18 protein-coding genes are annotated in these 17,336 nt (G+C 69.5%); 17 read left to right on the top strand and 1 reads right to left on the bottom strand.

All coding sequences use genetic code 11. From position 1 onward, the window contains the following. Positions 1–282: 282 nt before the first annotated feature. The 5 genes from ABKF58_RS11060 to ABKF58_RS11040 all read left to right on the top strand — a co-directional run bounded on the left by ABKF58_RS11060 (position 283) and on the right by ABKF58_RS11040 (position 5,467). Positions 283–1,533: an anion transporter gene (locus tag ABKF58_RS11060; RefSeq protein WP_482580694.1), complete on the top strand. Its 1,251-nt coding sequence runs from the start codon at positions 283–285 to the stop codon at positions 1,531–1,533. Between the two features lie 135 nt (positions 1,534–1,668). Next, positions 1,669–2,226: a peptidylprolyl isomerase gene (locus ABKF58_RS11055; protein WP_008954315.1), complete on the top strand. Its 558-nt coding sequence runs from the start codon at positions 1,669–1,671 to the stop codon at positions 2,224–2,226. Positions 2,227–2,240: 14 nt separating this feature from the next. Next, the gene (locus tag ABKF58_RS11050; protein ID WP_008954314.1) at positions 2,241–2,732 is read left to right on the top strand and encodes a peptidylprolyl isomerase; all 492 of its coding nucleotides are present in this window, start codon (positions 2,241–2,243) and stop codon (positions 2,730–2,732) included. A 41-nt stretch (positions 2,733–2,773) separates the two neighbouring features. Continuing rightward, positions 2,774–3,505 (top strand): UDP-2,3-diacylglucosamine diphosphatase, encoded by a 732-nt coding sequence (locus tag ABKF58_RS11045; protein WP_482580693.1) that lies wholly within the window; start codon positions 2,774–2,776, stop codon positions 3,503–3,505. Between the two features lie 291 nt (positions 3,506–3,796). Continuing rightward, a complete protein-coding gene (locus tag ABKF58_RS11040) occupies positions 3,797–5,467 on the top strand; it encodes an L-lactate permease (RefSeq protein ID WP_482580692.1) in 1,671 nt (556 codons plus the stop codon). Positions 5,468–5,538: 71 nt separating this feature from the next. Here ABKF58_RS11040 and ABKF58_RS11035 read toward each other — a convergent pair whose 3' ends face one another. Then, complete coding sequence (locus ABKF58_RS11035; RefSeq protein ID WP_482580691.1) at positions 5,539–6,444, bottom strand: LysR family transcriptional regulator; 906 nt, start codon at positions 6,442–6,444, stop codon at positions 5,539–5,541. 222 nt (positions 6,445–6,666) lie between these two features. Between ABKF58_RS11035 and mdcA the strand changes: the two genes are divergently transcribed. The 12 genes from mdcA to ABKF58_RS10975 all read left to right on the top strand — a co-directional run bounded on the left by mdcA (position 6,667) and on the right by ABKF58_RS10975 (position 17,328). Continuing rightward, complete coding sequence (mdcA, locus tag ABKF58_RS11030) at positions 6,667–8,256, top strand: malonate decarboxylase subunit alpha (RefSeq protein WP_482580690.1); 1,590 nt, start codon at positions 6,667–6,669, stop codon at positions 8,254–8,256. Next, complete coding sequence (locus ABKF58_RS11025; RefSeq protein ID WP_482580689.1) at positions 8,256–9,149, top strand: triphosphoribosyl-dephospho-CoA synthase; 894 nt, start codon at positions 8,256–8,258, stop codon at positions 9,147–9,149. The genes mdcA and ABKF58_RS11025 overlap by 1 nt, the downstream gene beginning before the upstream one ends. 13 nt (positions 9,150–9,162) lie before the next feature. After that, positions 9,163–9,465, top strand: a complete 303-nt coding sequence (locus tag ABKF58_RS11020; RefSeq protein ID WP_008954308.1) for a malonate decarboxylase subunit delta — start codon at positions 9,163–9,165, stop codon at positions 9,463–9,465. A gap of 7 nt (positions 9,466–9,472) precedes the next feature. Then, positions 9,473–10,324, top strand: coding sequence for a biotin-independent malonate decarboxylase subunit beta (locus ABKF58_RS11015; protein ID WP_482580688.1), 852 nt, complete (start codon positions 9,473–9,475; stop codon positions 10,322–10,324). After that, the gene (mdcE, locus tag ABKF58_RS11010; protein ID WP_482580687.1) at positions 10,321–11,142 is read left to right on the top strand and encodes a biotin-independent malonate decarboxylase subunit gamma; all 822 of its coding nucleotides are present in this window, start codon (positions 10,321–10,323) and stop codon (positions 11,140–11,142) included. Before ABKF58_RS11015 ends, mdcE begins: the two co-directional genes overlap by 4 nt. A gap of 180 nt (positions 11,143–11,322) precedes the next feature. Beyond that, on the top strand, positions 11,323–11,715 hold the full coding sequence (madL, locus tag ABKF58_RS11005; RefSeq protein WP_482580686.1) for a malonate transporter subunit MadL: 393 nt from the start codon (positions 11,323–11,325) through the stop codon (positions 11,713–11,715). Between the two features lie 16 nt (positions 11,716–11,731). Beyond that, complete coding sequence (madM, locus tag ABKF58_RS11000) at positions 11,732–12,496, top strand: malonate transporter subunit MadM (RefSeq protein ID WP_482580685.1); 765 nt, start codon at positions 11,732–11,734, stop codon at positions 12,494–12,496. Positions 12,497–12,632: 136 nt separating this feature from the next. Next, positions 12,633–13,259 (top strand): malonate decarboxylase holo-ACP synthase, encoded by a 627-nt coding sequence (locus ABKF58_RS10995; RefSeq protein ID WP_482584364.1) that lies wholly within the window; start codon positions 12,633–12,635, stop codon positions 13,257–13,259. After that, a complete protein-coding gene (gene mdcH / locus ABKF58_RS10990; protein ID WP_482580684.1) occupies positions 13,256–14,188 on the top strand; it encodes a malonate decarboxylase subunit epsilon in 933 nt (310 codons plus the stop codon). Before ABKF58_RS10995 ends, mdcH begins: the two co-directional genes overlap by 4 nt. Positions 14,189–14,892: 704 nt before the next feature. Continuing rightward, positions 14,893–15,261 (top strand): HlyD family secretion protein, encoded by a 369-nt coding sequence (locus tag ABKF58_RS10985; RefSeq protein ID WP_482580683.1) that lies wholly within the window; start codon positions 14,893–14,895, stop codon positions 15,259–15,261. A gap of 1 nt (position 15,262) precedes the next feature. Further along, entirely contained in the window at positions 15,263–16,192 is a 930-nt protein-coding gene (locus tag ABKF58_RS10980; RefSeq protein ID WP_482580682.1) for an ABC transporter ATP-binding protein, read from the top strand. Then, positions 16,189–17,328: an ABC transporter permease gene (locus tag ABKF58_RS10975; RefSeq protein WP_482580681.1), complete on the top strand. Its 1,140-nt coding sequence runs from the start codon at positions 16,189–16,191 to the stop codon at positions 17,326–17,328. The genes ABKF58_RS10980 and ABKF58_RS10975 overlap by 4 nt, the downstream gene beginning before the upstream one ends. Positions 17,329–17,336 lie beyond the last annotated feature (8 nt).

Below are 17,336 nucleotides of genomic sequence, written 5' to 3'. Positions count from 1 at the left end.
CGAGGGCGGCCTCGTCGCCATAGCGGCGTGCGCCTGGACGGCCGCAGGCGGGATCGCACCCCCGTCTCGCGTGCGCCGTATCAGGGCGGCGGTACCGGCTTCGGCTAGCGTCGCCGTGGGGCGATGCCCTCCTCCTTCGGGCTCGTTGGCCTGGAGCAAACGACGCCTCGGCTGCCCGCCCGAGGTACCCGCGCCGGCGGCAATCGCTGGCACCGGCCCGAAACCCCACCCATAATTCTGTCACCCCCCGCTAGAGGTACCGGCCGAGGCCGCGAACGCATCATGATCACCACCATCGTCGTCATTTTTCTCATCGTCTACCTCGGGATGATTCTCGGCGGGCTGCCCTTCCTGCAACTGGACCGCACCGGGGTCGCCCTGCTCGGCGCCATCGCGTTGATCGGCGTCGGCGCGCTGAGCCTGGAGGAGGCGGTCGCCGCCGTGCACCTGCCCACCGTGATCCTGCTGTTTTCGTTCATGGTGGTGTCGGCGCAGATGCGCCTCGGCGGCTTCTACGACTGGGTGACGCACAAGCTGGCGGGGCTGGCGCTGGGTCCGGCCGGGCTGCTGGGGGTCCTGGTCGTGGTGGTGGCGGCGCTGTCGGCGGTGTTCAGCAACGACATCGTCTGCCTCGCCGTCGCCCCGGTGCTGATCGAGGCCTGCCAGAAGCGCCGCCTCGCCCCGACACCCTACCTGCTGGCGCTGGCCTGTTCCGCCAACATCGGCTCCGCCGCGACGCTGATCGGCAACCCGCAGAACATGCTGATCGGCCAGACCCTGGGGCTGTCATTCGACGGCTACTTCCTCGACGCCATCCTCCCGGTGAGTGTCGGGCTGCTGGCGTGCTGGGGGCTGATCGCCTGGCAGACCCGTGGGCGCTGGACGGACGGCGCGGCGCTCATCCCGCCCGACACCCTGCACGAGGCACGCACCGAGGCGATTGCCTTCGACGCCTGGCAGACCGGCAAGGGGCTGGCGGTGGCCGGCGCGCTGCTGATGGCGTTCCTGGTGGCGCCGTGGCCACGCGAGCACATGGCGCTGATCGGCGCCGGGCTGCTGCTGATGAGTCGCAAGCTGCATTCACGCAAGATGCTGGGGCTGGTGGACTGGGAGCTGCTGATCCTGTTCATGAGCCTGTTCGTGGTGAACCACGCGCTGCAGCGCACCGGGGTCACGGCGCACGCCATCGCCTTCCTCGCCGCCGCCGGCGTGCGCCTGGATCAGCTGGGCTCGCTGTTCGGGGTGACCTTCTTGCTCTCCAACATCGTCTCCAACGTCCCCGCCGTGATGCTGTTGCTGCCGCTGGCCCATCATCCGATGGCCGGCACGCTGCTCGCCCTGGTCAGCACGCTGGCCGGCAACCTGCTGATCGTCGGCAGCATCGCCAACATCATCGTGGTGGACGCCGCGGCGCGCCGCCACATCGACATCGACTGGCGCGGCTACGCGCGCGTCGGGGTGCCGGTCACCGTGGCCACCCTGGCCATTGCCGGCGTCTACCTGGCGCTGCGCCTGCACTTGGGCGCGACCTAGGCCGGGCTCGCGCCGGGCCGGACGGCGGGGGCAGGCATCGGATAAGGCACGTGGTAAACTGTCAGGATCGAGGGCGCGACTCCCCCCTGCATGGCGCGCCACGCAATGGCACGACTCTTCCCGGAACGGAACATCATGAAATCTCTGCTGACCTGTCTGGCCCTCGCGGCCCTGCCCTTCACCACGCTGGCGGCGCCGGTGGTGGAACTGATCACCAACAAGGGCAATATCGAGATCACGCTGGATTCGGCCAAGGCGCCGAAGACGGTCGACAACTTCGTTGCCTACGTCAAGGCCGGCCACTATAACGGCACGGTGTTCCACCGCGTGATCGACGGCTTCATGATCCAGGGCGGCGGCTTCGACGCCAAGCTGCAGCAGAAGCCGACGCGCGCGCCGATCGCCAACGAGGCCAACAACGGCCTGAAGAACGACATCGGCACCATCGCCATGGCGCGCACCAACGACCCGAACTCGGCCACCGCGCAGTTCTTCATCAACGTCGCCAACAACGACTTCCTGAATTACCAATCGCCCACGCCGCAAGGCTGGGGCTACGCCGTGTTCGGCAAAGTGAGCAAGGGCATGGATGTGGTGAACCGCATCGCCAAGACCCGCACCGGCAGCCTGAACGGCATGGGCGACGCGCCGTTCGAGCCGATCGTCATCCAGAAAGCCATCCTGAAACCCTGATTAGGACAAGACTAATGATCAAACTGACCACCACCTTCGGCGATATCGTGCTGGAACTGGACGCCGAGAAGGCGCCGATCACCGCCGCCAACTTCGAGCAGTACGTCAAGGACGGCCACTACGACGGCACCATCTTCCACCGCGTGATCAACGGCTTCATGATCCAGGGAGGCGGCTTCGACGCCGACTTCAAGCAGAAGCCGACGCGCGACACCATCAAGAACGAGGCCAACAACGGCCTGTCCAACAAGACCTACACCGTGGCCATGGCGCGCACCCCGGACCCGCACTCGGCGTCGGCGCAGTTCTTCATCAACGTGTCCGACAACGATTTCCTCGACTTCAAGTCGGAAAGCGCGCAGGGCTGGGGCTACGCCGTGTTCGGCAAGGTGGTCGAGGGCACCGACGTGGTCGACCGCATCAAGGGCGTGAAGACCGGCCGCCACGGCATGCACCAGGACGTGCCGGTGGATGCGGTGCTGATCACCAAGGCTGAAATCATCTAAGTTAGCTACTACCAGGCCGCCGCAGGGCGGCCTTTTCGCTTATGGCCATCCATTTCATTTCCGACCTGCACCTGAGCGAGGAGGTCCCCGCGCTCAACCGGCTGTTCGCCGCCACGCTGGCGGACTGGCGCGGCAAGATCGACGCGCTCTACATTCTCGGCGACCTGTTCGAGGTGTGGGTGGGCGACGACGACCGCTCGCCGTTCATCGACGAGGCGCTGGCGCTGCTGCGCGACTTTTCCGCCGTCACGCCGCTCTACGTGCTGCGCGGCAACCGCGACTTTTTGCTGGGCGAGGGGTTTGCCCGCGCCAGCGGCGCCACGCTGCTCGAGGAGCCGGCGCTGATCGAGGCCTACGGCCGCCCTTACCTGCTGGTGCACGGCGACGCCGAGTGCAGCGACGACACGCCCTACCAGCAGTTCCGCGCCATGGTGCGCAACCCGCAGTGGCAGCAGGCGATGCTGGCGCGGCCGCTGGTCGAACGCCACGCCATCGCGCGCCAGGCGCGCGGCATGAGCGAGGCGGGCAAGGCCAGCACCGGCCTGTCGGCGATTTCCGACGTCACCGACAGCGCCATCGAGGCCCTGCTGGCGGCGCACGGCTGGCCGACACTGATTCACGGTCACACCCATCGCCCGGCGGTGCACCGGCACGGCGACGGCACGCACCAGGCCGAACGCTGGGTGATCGCGGACTGGCACGGCGAGCGCGGCGGCTACCTGCGGCTCGACGCGAGCGGCCTGTCGGCGCACCCGCTGGGCGCGGGCGGCTAGCTCCGCGGCGCGTCCCGGATCAAGAGGCCGCTCGCGACGACCTCCTCCACCCGCTCCGCCGCCCTTCCAAAGGTTGGCCGAAGCCCCGTCTGACACGGCTTCGGCCAACCTTTTTGCTGTTTTTCATGCCATTCGAGGGTAAACCCGCAAGGGCAAGCCCCAAATGACGACGCGTTCCGTCCTGATTAGAGTTCGAGCACGGTCCAGTCTTTCTGGATAACAACGCTCAAAAGGGCCAACGCCGGCGACGACCGGTGCCGCCCTCAACCAAAACAATCAGGAGAGAACATCATGTGGTCTCAGGTTTACGATCCGCTGGGCAACCCCTGGCTGTCGACTCTGTGCGCTGCGCTGCCGGTCATCGTGCTGCTCAGCGCTCTCGGCATTTTCCATATCAAGGCGCACATCGCCGCCGTGATGGGGCTGGTGGCCTCGCTGCTGGTGGCGATCGGCATTTTCGGCATGCCGGTGGACATGGCGATGAGCGCCACCTTGATGGGCGCGGCCAACGGCCTCCTGCCGATCGGCTGGATCATTCTGAACGTCATCTTCCTGTACCAGCTCACCGAGCGTAAGGGCCAGTTCACGGTACTGCGCGAGAGCATCACCAGCGTCACCAACGACCGCCGCCTGCAGCTCTTGCTGATCGCCTTCTGCTTCGGCGCGTTCTTCGAGGGCGCCGGCGGCTTCGGCACCCCGGTGGCCGTGACCGGCGCCATGCTGATCGGTCTGGGCTTCTCGCCGCTGGCCGCCTCGGGCCTGTCGCTGATCGCCAACACCGCTCCGGTGGCGTACGGCGCGCTGGGCACCCCGATCAACACCCTGGCCAAGGTGACCGGGCTCGACGTGATGTCGATCTCGTCGATGGTCGGCCGCCAGATGACCATCTTCGCCGTCATCGTGCCGTTCTGGCTGCTGATCGCCTTCTGCGGCTGGAGAAACACCCTGCGCATCTGGCCGGCTGCGCTGGTTGCCGGTCTGTCGTTCGCCATCCCGCAACTGCTGGTATCGAACCTGATGGGGCCGGAACTGGTGGCCGTGATCGCCTCGGTGTGCTCGATCACTGCACTGGTAGTATTCCTCAAGGTATGGCACCCGGAAGAGGTGTTCACCTCGACCTTCGGCACCATGGGCGGCGCCAAGGTTGCCGCCGCAGAAGCCGGCACCGCCAAGCGTGGCAGCCACGGCTACAGCGGCGGCGAAGTACTGCGCGCCTGGCTGCCGTGGATCATCCTGTCGGTGATGGTGTTCGCCTGGGGTTCGCCGTCGGTGAAGAAGGTGCTGGACGCCATCTTCACCCTGGACATCCAGTGGCCGGGCCTGCACAACCTGGTGCAGAAGATGCCGCCGGTCGTGGCCGAGCCGCACCTGGAAGCCGCCATCTACAAGCTCAACCTGCTCTCCACCACCGGTACCGGCATCCTGGTCGCCGCGCTGCTGTCCGGCCTGCTGATGGGCTACCGTCCGAGTGAGCTGGCAAAGGTATACGGCCAGACCTTCTGGTCGCTGCGCTACTCGCTGGTCACCATCGTCGCCATGCTGGCGCTGGGCTACCTGACCCGCTTCTCCGGCGTGGACATCACGCTGGGCACGGCGTTCTCGCACACCGGCATGTTCTACCCGTTCTTCGGCACCCTGCTGGGCTGGCTGGGCGTGGCGCTGACCGGCTCGGACACCGCCGCCAACGTGCTGTTCGGCGGTTTGCAGAAGGCCTCGGCGCAGCAGCTCGGCCTGTCGCCGGTGCTGATGGCGTCGGCCAACTCCGCCGGCGGCGTGATGGGCAAGATGATCGACGCGCAGTCCATCGTGGTCGCCTCCACCGCCACCCAGTACTACGGCAAGGAAGGCGTGATCCTGCGCTACGTGTTCCTGCACTCGCTGGCGCTGGCCGGCCTGGTGGGGCTGGTGGTAAGCGCCATGGCCTACCTGCCGCCGTTCACCCATCTGGTGCTGTGGCCGTAATTCTGGCTGCCTCACGATTGAGAAAGGCTCCCCGTCGGGAGCCTTTTTTGTTGCGGGTAACGCCGAGCGCTTCAGCGCCGCCCCACCATGCGACATTCGGCGGCCAGCGCCAACAGGTTGGGGTCGCGCTCGCGGTTCTTCGGCAACAGCAGCATGATGCGCTGGCTGATGGCGTAGCGCTCCTCGAGCGGGATCAGCTGCACCTGCGGGCTGAAATGCGCCACCCGCCCCGGCAGCAGGGCGTAGCCGATGCCGCCGCTGACCAGGTTGGTGAGCGAGAAGATGTCGCCGACGCGCATCGCGATCTCGGGCAGGAAGCCCGCCAGCTCGAAGGCGTGGCTGAAATCCTGGTAGGTGGCGAAGTCCTCGCCCAGCGACACGAATTTTTCGCCACGCAGCTCCTGCAGGTCGATGCGCTCGTGCCCAGCAAAGCGGGAGTGGAGCGGCGCGGCGAACAGGATGTCGTCGTCGAACATCGGCACCGCCACCAGCTCGCTCTGGCGCGGCGCCTCGTGCAGGGCGATGACGATGGCGTCGAGCTGGCCGTCGTCGAGCTTGTGCAGCAGCTCGCGGTTGGAGCCCAGCGTCAGGTCGACGTCGAGCTCCGGGCGGCGCGTCTTCAGGCCGACCAGCAGCTGCGGAATGGTGCGCACCGTGAGCGAATAGAGCCCGCCGATCTTCAGTCGGGTAGCGGTGAAGCCGGCTGCCTCGCGCGTCTTGCGTATGCCCTCCTCGCACTCGCGCAGCGCGCGCGTGGCATAGTCGGCAAAGGTGTAGGCGGTGGCGAGCGGGATCAGCTTGCGCCCGTCGCGCTTGAACAGCGGGCAGCGCAGCCCTTCTTCCAGCGAGTGCAGCGCACGGTGCACGCTGACCGTGCTCTGCCCCAGCGCCTCGGACACACGCGCCATGTTGCCGAGCTTCATGAAGGACAGGAACACCTCCAGCTTCTTCAGCGTGATTTCGTCGTCGATCTCCATTCGCCTTCCCTATCCCCCTGCCGTGCAAATCTGTGCCAGCCGCCACCATAATTCATTAACCTTAAGTTAACAAGTGATCGTCTTGGTTGATTGAAGCGTGCTCGGGGGAGGCATAAGGTAGCCGCACGTCCAACCGATTTGCGGAGTGTCCATGCAAACCGAGATTTCTCCCCCGCGCAGTGGAACCGTCGCCGCGAAGAAAAGCGCCGCCGCCTGGAGCGCGTGCGCCACCTGACCGACGGTGTAGTGCTGCCGAGCGACGACATCGTCGCGGCGCTGGAAGCGCTGCTCTCCCCGGGAGACCGGGTGGTGCTGGAAGGCAACAACCAGAAGCAGGCGGATTTCCTGTCGCGCTCGCTGGCCCGCGTCGATCCGGAGCGGCTGCACGACCTGCACATGATCATGCCGAGCGTGAGCCGCGCCGAGCACCTCGATCTGTTCGAGCGCGGCATCGCCCGCAAGCTCGATTTCTCCTTCGCCGGCCCGCAGAGCCTGCGCATCAGCCAGCTGCTGGAAGACGGCCGGCTGGAAGTCGGCGCCATCCACACCTACATCGAGCTGTATTCGCGGCTGGTGGTCGATTTGATCCCCAACGTGTCGCTGGTGGCGGGCTTCATGGCCGACCGCCACGGCAACGTCTACACCGGCCCCAGCACCGAGGACACCCCGGCGCTGGTGGAGCCGACCGCCTTCAGCGACGGCATCGTCATCGTGCAGGTGAACGAGCTGGTGGACGACGTCAGCGACCTGCCGCGCGTCGACATCCCGGCCTCGTGGGTGGACTTCGTGGTGGTGGCCGACAAGCCGTTCTACATCGAACCGCTGTTCACGCGCGATCCGCGCCTGATCAAGCCGGTGCACGTGCTGATGGCGATGATGGCGATCCGCGGCATCTACGAGAAACACAACGTGCAGTCGCTCAACCACGGCATCGGCTTCAACACCGCGGCCATCGAGCTGATCCTGCCGACCTACGGCGAGAGGCTCGGCCTCAAGGGCAAGATCTGCCGCAACTGGACGCTCAACCCGCACCCGACGCTGATCCCGGCGATCGAAACCGGCTGGGTTCAGAGCGTGCACTGCTTCGGCACCGAACTGGGCATGGAGAACTACGTGGCGGCGCGGCCGGACGTGTTCTTCACCGGGCGCGACGGCTCGCTGCGCTCCAACCGCATGCTGTGCCAGCTGGCCGGCCAGTACGCGGTCGACCTGTTCATCGGCGCCACCTTGCAGGTGGACGGCGACGGCCACTCCTCCACCGTCACCCGTGGCCGCCTGGCGGGCTTCGGCGGCGCACCGAACATGGGCCACGACCCGCGCGGCCGGCGCCATGCCACCCCGGCCTGGCTCGACATGACCGAGCCGGTGACGCTGCTGGAGCGCGGCAAGAAGCTGGTGGTGCAGATGGTCGAGACCTTCCAGGAGGGCGGCAAGCCGACCTTCGTCGAGCAGCTCGACGCGGTCGAGGTGGCGAAGAAAAGCGGCATGCCGCTGGCCCCGGTGATGATCTACGGCGACGACGTCACCCACCTGTTGACCGAGGACGGCATCGCCTACCTCTACAAGGCGCGCTCGCTGGAGGAGCGCCGCGCCATGATCGCGGCGGTGGCGGGCGTCACCAGCATCGGCCTGCGCCACGACCCGAAGCACACCGACCGGATGCGCCGCGACGGGCTGATCGCGCTACCCGAGGACCTCGGCATCCGCCGCAGCGAGGCCAGCCGCGAGCTGTTGGCGGCCAAGAGCATCGCCGAGCTGGTGGAGTGGTCCGGCGGCCTCTACAACCCGCCGGCCAAGTTCCGGAGCTGGTAATGGACGCCGTTCTGCTCACCGAACGTCGCGCCACTCACCTCTGGCACGCCGGGCACGCCGCGCGGCTGGCCGATCTGGTGGTGACGGCGCTGATCGACGAGGTCACGCTCTCACCCAAGCCGGGGCTGGTCGACGTGCGCGGACGCGGCGCGCATCACGACCTCGACTGGGCGCTGATGTGCCGCTCGGCGCACGCGCTGCGCCCGGCCTTCCAGGCCATGGCCGAGGCCGGCGCCACGTTGGCCGAAGCCGTCACGCTGCGCGAACGCATCGGCCGGCTCGGGCGCGACGGCGAGGCGGCGATGCTCGCCGCCACCGGCGGCGTCAACACCCACCGCGGCGCGATCTGGGCGCTGGGGCTGCTGGTCACCGCCGCCACGCAGGCGCCGGCGGATTGCGCACCACAGCAGGTGGCACTCCGCGCCGCCGTGCTGGCCAATACGCCGGACCGCCACGCCCCGCGCCGCACCGGGCACAAGGGCGAACGCGCCCGACTCGACTACGGCGTCGGCGGCGCACGCGGCGAGGCCGAAGCCGGTTTCCCGCACGTGGTCGAGGTGGCGCTGCCCGCCTTGTGGCAGGCACGCGCCGCCGGCGTGGCGGAAGACGCCGCCCACCTCGACGCGCTGCTGGCGCTGATGAGCCTGCTCGACGACACCTGCGTGCTGGCGCGCGGCGGGCCGGCGGCGCTCGACGCGGTGCAGGCCGGCGCGGCGCGCGTGCTGGACGCCGGCGGCAGCGCGACCCCTGCCGGGCGCCAGGCGCTGGCGCGGCTCGACGCCGAGCTCTTGGCGCTCAACGTCTCGCCCGGCGGCTCGGCCGACCTGTTGGCCGCCGCGCTGTTTCTCGACCGACTGAATAACGCAGCGCCGGCACCCGACGGCCGGCCCTGACAAGGAAAGCATCATGGAAAAACACCTATTCGACTACCCCGCCGGCACCCCCGCTGCGGGCCGAGCCCTGGCAGGCGTGGTCGGTTCGGGCGACCTGGAGGTATTGCTCGAACCGCGCCCGGCGGGCTCCCTGCAGGTCAGCGTCACCACCTCGGTGAACGGCATGGGGCCGGTGTGGCAGGCCCAGCTCGACCGGCTGTTCGGCGCCCGCTTGTGGCCGGCCGCCGCGATCGAGATCAACGATTTCGGCGCCACTCCGGCGGTGGTGCGGCTGCGCCTGGAGCAGGCGTTCGAGTCCCTGGACGAGCGCGAGTGAGGACGACATGACGATATCCGACCTGATTCATCGAGACAGCTTCATCGAGCGCGACGCCCGAGCGCGCGCCCGCGCCCTGCTCGACGCCGGCAGCTTCCGCGAGCTGCTGGGCCCGTTCGACCGCCTCACCTCGCCGTGGCTGGCGCGCCAGGGCATCGTCCCCCAGGCCGACGACGGCGTGGTGGTGGCCAAGGGCACGCTGGACGGCCGGCCGGCGCTGGTGCTGGCGATCGAAGGCGCGTTCCAGGGCGGCAGCATGGGCGAGGTGTCCGGCGCCAAGATCGCCGGCGCGCTGGAACTGGCCGCCGAGGACAACCGCCACGGCATCCCGATCTGCGCGCTGATCCTGTTCGAGACCGGCGGGGTGCGGCTGCAGGAAGCCAACCTGGGCCTGGCCGCCATCGCCGAGATCCACGCCGCCATCGTCGAGCTGCGCCGCTACCAGCCGGTGATCGGCATCAGCGCCGGCACCGTCGGCTGCTTCGGCGGCATGAGCATCGCCGCCGCGCTGTGCAGCTACCTGCTGGTGACACGCGAGGCGCGGCTGGGGCTGAACGGCCCGGCGGTGATCGAGCAGGAGGCCGGGGTGGAGGAATACGACTCGCGCGACAAGCCCTTCATCTGGAGTTTGACCGGCGGCGAGCAGCGCGTCGCCACCGGGCTGGCCGATGCCTGCCTCGACGACCACGCTCCGGCGCTGCGCGCCCAGGCCATCGCCTGGCTGCACCAGGGCCAGCCGGCCGCGCCGCGCAGCCAGCGCGTGGCGCACTACCTCGCCGGGTTGGCCGAAGTCGACGCCAGCCGCCAGGCCGGCGCCGAAGACGTGCGCGCCATCTACGCCCAGGGAGACCAAGCATGAACCAACAACACAACCCGAGCCGCGGCGCCGTCTGGCTCGCCGCGCTCACCCGCCACGCCCCGCGTGTCGCCGGCTACCCGGCGGCGCTGCAGGTGGTCGACGCCGAGCTGGCCGGCCGGCCGGCGCGCTATCTCGCCGTGGTGCCGGACCCGGACAACCGCTTCCCGCGCGTGCGCCACGGTGAAGTGGGGCTGGAGGAAGGCTGGCAGCTGGCGCGCGCGGTGCGCGAGGCGATCGACGCCGACGCCGGCCGCGACGACAAGCGCGCCATCGTCGCGGTGATCGACGTCGCCAGCCGGGCCTACGGCCGGCGCGAGGAAGCCTACGGCATCCACCTGGCGCTCGCCGCCGCCGCCGATGCCTACGCCAGCGCCCGGCTGGCCGGCCACCCGGTGCTCGGGCTGATCGTCGGCAAGGCCATGTCCGGGGCGTTTCTGGCCCACGGCTATCAGGCCAACCGGCTGATCGCGCTGGACGACGCCGGGGTAATGGTGCACGCCATGGGCAAGGCCGCCGCGGCGCGCGTGACGCAGCGTTCGGTGGAAGAGCTGGAAAGGTTGGCCGACAGCGTGCCGCCGATGGCCTACGACATCGCCAACTTCGCCTCGCTCGGCCTGCTGTGGCGCCTGCTGCGCGTGGAGAACGCCGCCGCGCCCGGCAGCGCCGACCTCGATACCGTCGAGAGCGCGCTGTCCGCCGCGCTGGCCGACATCGCCGCCGAGCCGTCGCGCGGGCTCGCCGGCCGTCTCGGCGCCGCGCCGCGCCAGGCCTCGCTCACGGTGCGCGAGCGCCTGCGCGCGCAGTGGAACGTCGCCTGACACCGGAACATCCACCATTGACGTCAGTCAGGGCGCCCCGGCGGCGCCCGCACCCGGAGGAGATCGTCCCCAACCAGTTGATTCATTGCATCATGTCGTATCCGCCGTACCCTGAAGCCGTACCCAGACAAAACAAAAACCAGGCAGTTGCAACATCCATCTACATAAGGAGATTCAACCATGGTCATTTACGGTACCGCCCTACTTGCACTCTGCCACCTGGCAGGCCTGTTCTTCGGCGACCTGCTCGGCAGCGCGATTGGCGTCAAGGCCAACGTCGGCGGCGTCGGCATCGCCATGCTGCTGTTGATCAGCTCGCGGCTGTGGCTGCACAAGCGCGGCCTGCTGCCCAAGGAAACCGAAGCCGGCGTCGGCTTCTGGGGCGCCATGTACATCCCGGTGGTGGTGGCGATGGCCGCCCAGCAGAACGTGGTGACCGCCCTGCGCGGCGGCCCGGTCGCGCTGCTCGCCGCCGTCGGCGCGGTGCTGGTCTGCGCCTGCTGCATCGCCGCCATCAACCGCCTGGGACAGCACGAGCCGCTCCCGGCCGCCACCCAAGACCAGATTGCCTGAACAGGAGAGTCCCACCATGTTGTCCATGCTCGAAAAAATGCTGCATCACAACGGACTGGTCGCCGCCTTCGCCCTGGTCGGCATCATCATGGGCCTGTCGGCACGGCTGTCGCGCCGCCTGACCTTCGGCCGCGTGCACGGTTCGGCCATCGCCATCATGATCGGCCTGGTGCTCGCCTACTACGGCGGCGTGCTCACCGGCGGTGAGAAAGGCCTGGCCGACCTGCCCTTGCTGGGCGGCATCGGCCTGATGGGCGGTGCCATGCTGCGCGACTTCGCCATCGTCGCCACCGCCTTCGAAGTGCAGGTGACCGAGGCGCGCAAGGCCGGCCTGATCGGCGCCGCCTCGCTGCTCTTGGGCACCGTGCTGCCGTTCATCGTCGGCGCCGGCACGGCCTACGCCTTCGGCTACACCGACCCGGTCAGCATGGCCACCATCGGCGCCGGCGCGGTGACCTACATCGTCGGCCCGGTGACCGGTGCGGCGCTCGGTGCCAGCTCGGACGTGATCGCGCTGAGCATCGCCACCGGCCTGATCAAGGCCATCATCGTGATGGTCGGCACGCCGTTCGCCGCCGGCTTCCTCGGGCTCAACAACCCGCGCGCCGCGATGGTGTTCGGCGGCCTGGCCGGCACGGTGAGCGGCGTCTCGGCCGGGCTTGCCGCCACCGACCGCCGCCTGGTGCCGTACGGCGCGCTGGTCGCCACCTTCCACACCGGGCTGGGCTGCCTGCTCGGCCCCTCGCTGCTGTTCCTCGCCACCAAGGCGGTGGTGGGCTGACCCGGCATCCTCCTGCCGTCACGCCGGCCCGGCCGGTACGGCGGCACGAGTTTGGCGCCCCACGGGGCGCCGTTTTTCCTGCTGTCGCCGCCACAGGACACGACATGACGCACACTCCCGCCCCCGCCCGCACGACCTGCTGTGGCTCGCCGATCCGGCCGCGCAGTGCACAGACACCCCGCTGCCCGACTGGGCCGGCGCCGACTGGCTGGCGCGCGCGCCGCTGGTGGTGCGGCGCGCCCCGGCCGGCGCCGACGGCAGGCTGCCGGTCGGGCTGCGCGGGCGCGAGCGCGCGCAGCGCCACGCCACCCACGCACCGCCCCACACCGTGGCGCGGGTGCTCACCCCGGAAACGCTGGCGCAGCAGGCGCCGTGGCGCGACAGCCACCTCGCCCCCTGCCCCGCCATCGCGGCCCTGCGCACCCTGGCGCCGCAGCTCGACGCCATCGGTCTGCCCTGGGGACCGAGTGGCGGCGTCGGTTTCGCACTCGCCAGCGGCCTGCCGGTGCTGCGCCCGGACAGCGACCTCGACCTGCTGCTGCGCGCCGCCGCCCCGCTGACGCCGCCGCAACGCGCGGCCTTGCGCGCACTGCAAGGCCGGGTGGCGTGCCGCCTCGACATCCAGATCGACACCGGCCACGGCGGCTTCGCCCTGAACGAATGGTTGGCCGAAGCCCCGCGCCTACTGCTCAAAACCGACCACGGACCCCGCCTGGTTCGCAACCCGTGGCAAGACCCTACCCTGCAAGGAGCCACCCCATGAGCGTGCTGTTCACCTTTCCCGGCCAGGGCTCGCAGCGGCCCGGCATGCTGCACGCCCTGCCCGATCATCCGGCAGCAAGCGCCACGCTGGAGCGGGCGCACGCCGTGCTCGGCCGCGACCCGCTGCAGCTGGACCATGCCGACGCGCTCGCCTCCACCGTCGCGGTGCAGCTCTGCCTGCTGATCGCCGGCGTGGCGATGGCACGCGTGCTGGCCGCCGAGGGCGCCCGCCCCGACATGGTGGCCGGCCTGTCGATCGGCGCCTGGCCGGCGGCGGTGGTGGCCGGGGTGATCGACTTCGACGCCGCCCTGCAACTGGTGGCGCTGCGCGGCCGGCTGATGGAACAGGCCTATCCCTCGGGCTACGGCATGGCGGCCATCGTCGGGCTTGGCGTGGCGCAGCTCGAGCCGCTGATCGCCGCGCTGCACACGCCCGCCGCGCCGCTCCATCTCGCCAACCTCAACGCCCCCACACAGCTGGTGGTGGCCGGCGCCGACAGCGCACTGGAGCGGCTGATGGCGCACGCCCGCCGCGCCGGCGCCACGCTGACGCGCCGGCTGGCAATGAGCGTGCCCTCGCACTGCGCGCTGCTCGACGCCCCGGCGGCGCAGTTGGCCGAAGCGCTGGCCGCATACCCGCTGCGCCGCCCGGGCCCGCTCTACCTCAGCGGCAGCCGTGGCCGCGTGCTATTCGAGGTGGACGCCATCCGCGACGACCTCGCCTTCAACATGGCCCGCCAGGTGCACTGGCACGACACCGTGCGCCACGCCTACGAACGCGGCGCGCGGCTGGCGCTGGAAATGCCCAGCGGCAACGTGCTGAGCGGGCTGACGCGCCCGGTGTTCAGTGACGGCCGCGTGCTGTGCTGCGAGCACAACCGGCTCGATTTCCTGACGCAGCAAGTGGCCTGCGCCGCCCCGCCAGCCTGACGCCGCGCCCCGGCCCGCTCGATTCCCCTGATCAGGAGCACGACAAAGTAATAAACTGGCGGTATCCACCTTGGCCGATCGAGAGAAGGAACCACCATGAGGATGCTTGGGCAGGGCGGGCCACGCCTGGCGGCGACGGCACTCGCCCTGCTGCTGACCGCCTGCAACCAGGACACCGGCCACGCCTACCAGGGCTATATCGAGGGCGACTACCTCTACCTCGCCGCCCCCGCCGCCGGCTACCTGCAGACGCTCGACACCGCGCGCGGCAGCCGGGTGCAGCCCGGCAGCGCGCTGTTCGCCATCGCCCCCGACCCGGAACAACAAGGGCTGCAGGAGGCCGAGGCGCGCGTGCAGTCGGCCGAACAGAAGCTGCAGAACCTGCAGGAACCACGCCGCCCGCCGGAAATCGCCGCGATCGAGGCCCAGCTGCAGTCGGCCGAAGCCGCCCTGCGCCCGGCCGCCACGCAGCTGCGCCAGCAACAGGCGCTGGCACGCCAGGGCTTCATCTCGCAGGCCAAGCTCGACGAGGTCACCGCCGCCCACGACCGAGGCCGTGGCCCAGGCCGACGCACTGCGCCAGCAGCTGAAAAGCGCGCAGATCACCCTCGGCCGTCCGCCCGAGGTGCGCGGCGCCCGCGCCGAGGCTCGAGGCCGCGCGCGCGCAGCAGGAGCAGAAACGCTGGCAAGTCGAAAAGAAGGCGGTGCGCGCCCCGGCCGCGGGCGAGATCGTCGAGACCTACTACCGCCCCGGCGAATGGGTGCCGGCGGGTCAGCCGGTGGCGAGCCTGTTGCCGGACAACCGCCGCCGCCTGCGCTTCTTCGTGCCGGAAAGCGTGGTCGGCACACTGCGCCCGGGCCAGGCGGTGGAAGCACGCTGCGACGGCTGCCCGGCGCCGATCCGCGCCACCGTGGCGTTCATCGCCGCGCAGGCCGAGTACACCCCGCCGGTGATCTACAGCCGCGGCAGCCGCGAGAAACTGGTGTTCCGCGTCGAGGCCTACCCGGCGCCGCAGCAGGCCGCCGCGCTGCGTCCGGGGCTGCCGGTGGACGTCAGCCTGGTCGGGAGGTGACATGGAACTCGCCATCGACGTTAGCGGCCTCAACAAGCATTTCGGCGACAAGCACGTGGTGCGCGACCTGTCGCTGCAGGTGCGCGAGGGCGAGATCTACGGCTTTCTCGGCCCCAACGGCAGCGGCAAGACCACCTCGATCCGCATGCTGTGCGGCCTGTTGACGCCGGACAGCGGCAGCGGGCGCTGCCTGGGCTACGACGTGCTGACGCAAAGCGCCGAGATCAAGCGCCAGGTCGGCTACATGACGCAGAAATTCTCGCTGTGGGACGACCTCACCATCGCCGAGAACCTCGACTTCGTGGCGCGCATGTTCGGCATGCGCGGGCGGCGCGAAGCGGTGGACCGCGCCCTGGACGATCTCGGCCTGGCCGGACGCCGCCACCAGCTCGCCGGCACCCTGTCCGGCGGCTGGAAACAGCGCCTGGCACTGGCCGCCTGCCTGCTGCACCAACCGCGGCTGCTGCTGCTCGACGAGCCCACCGCCGGCGTCGACCCCAAGGCGCGGCGCGACTTCTGGGAGGAAATCCACCGCCTGTCGGCGAGCGGCATCACCATCCTGGTGTCGACCCACTACATGGACGAGGCCGAGCGCTGCCATCGCCTCGCCTACCTCTCTTACGGCAACCTGCTCGCCGCCGGCACCGCCAGCGAAGTGATCGCGGCGCAGCAGCTGGCCACCTGGGAGCTCAGCGGCCCCGACGTCACCGGCCTGGGCGAAGCGCTGCGGCAGCTGCCGGGGGTGGAACAGGTGGCGAGCTTCGGGGCGCGCCTGCACGTCAGCGGCGCCGACGCGGCCCTGCTGCAGCCCGCGCTGGAGCGCTTCTGCCGCGAGCACGGGCTGCGTCTGGTACAGGTCGACTCGACGCTGGAAGACGTCTTCATCCAGCTCATGCGCCACCGCCCCGACCCGTTCGAGGCCGCGTCATGAAGCGCTTTGCCCTGTCCCGCCCCTCGCTGCAGCGCTGGCTCGGCATCGTCGTCAAGGAATTCATCCAGCTCAAGCGCGACCGGCTGACCTTCGGCATGATCATCGGCATCCCGATCATCCAGCTCTTGCTGTTCGGTTTCGCCATCAACTCCGACCCCAAGCACCTGCCGACGGCCGTAGTGATGGCCGAGGCCAGCCCGTTCGCGCGCGCCTACCTCGCCGCGATGCGGAACAGCGATTATTTCGATCTGGTGGGCAGCGTCGAGAGCGAGGCGGAGGCGGCACGCCTGCTCGACCGCGGCGACGTGCAGTTCGTGGTCACCTTCCCGCCCGGCTTCCAGCGCGCGCTGGTGCGCGGCGAGCAGCCGAGCCTGCTGGTCGAGGCCGACGCTACCGACCCGGTGGCGGCGGGCAGCGCCATTTCCGTGCTCAACCACCTCGGCAACGAGGTGTTCACCCCGGACCTGCCCGGCTTCCACCCGCAGGGAAAACAGCTGATCGAGCTGCGCCTGCACAAGCGCTACAACCCGGAAGGGATCACCGCATACAACATCGTGCCAGGGCTGATGGGCGTGATCCTGACCATGACCATGGTGCTGATGACCGGGCTCGCCATGACGCGCGAGCGCGAGCGCGGCACTTTCGAGAACCTGCTCGCCACCCCGGCCACACCGCTCGAGGTGATGACCGGCAAGATCGTGCCCTACATCCTGATCGGGCTGATCCAGGTGTCGCTGGTGCTGCTGGCGGCGCGCTGGGTGTTCGACGTGCCGATGCTGGGGAGCCTGGTGCTGCTCTACGCCGTGGTGCTCTTGTTCATCTGCGCCAACCTGACGCTCGGCATCACCTTCAGCTCGATCGCGCGCAACCAGCTGCAGGCGATGCAGATGACGTTCTTCTTCTTCCTGCCGTCGATCCTGCTGTCGGGCTTCATGTTCCCGTTCCGCGGCATGCCGGAGTGGGCGCAGGTCATCGGCAACTGCCTGCCGCTGACCCACTTCCTGGTGCTGGTGCGCGGCATCCTGCTCAAGGGCAACGACGTCAGCCTGCTGTGGCCGCAGGTGTGGCCGATCCTGGCGTTCATGGCGGTCGTGCTGGGGGTGGGGCTGAAAACCTTCCGCCGCACGCTGGATTAGGAGCCGCC

It is taken from the genome of Pseudogulbenkiania sp. AW2-16, from assembly GCF_056824575.1.
This window is presented reverse-complemented; position numbering and strand designations above follow the sequence as displayed.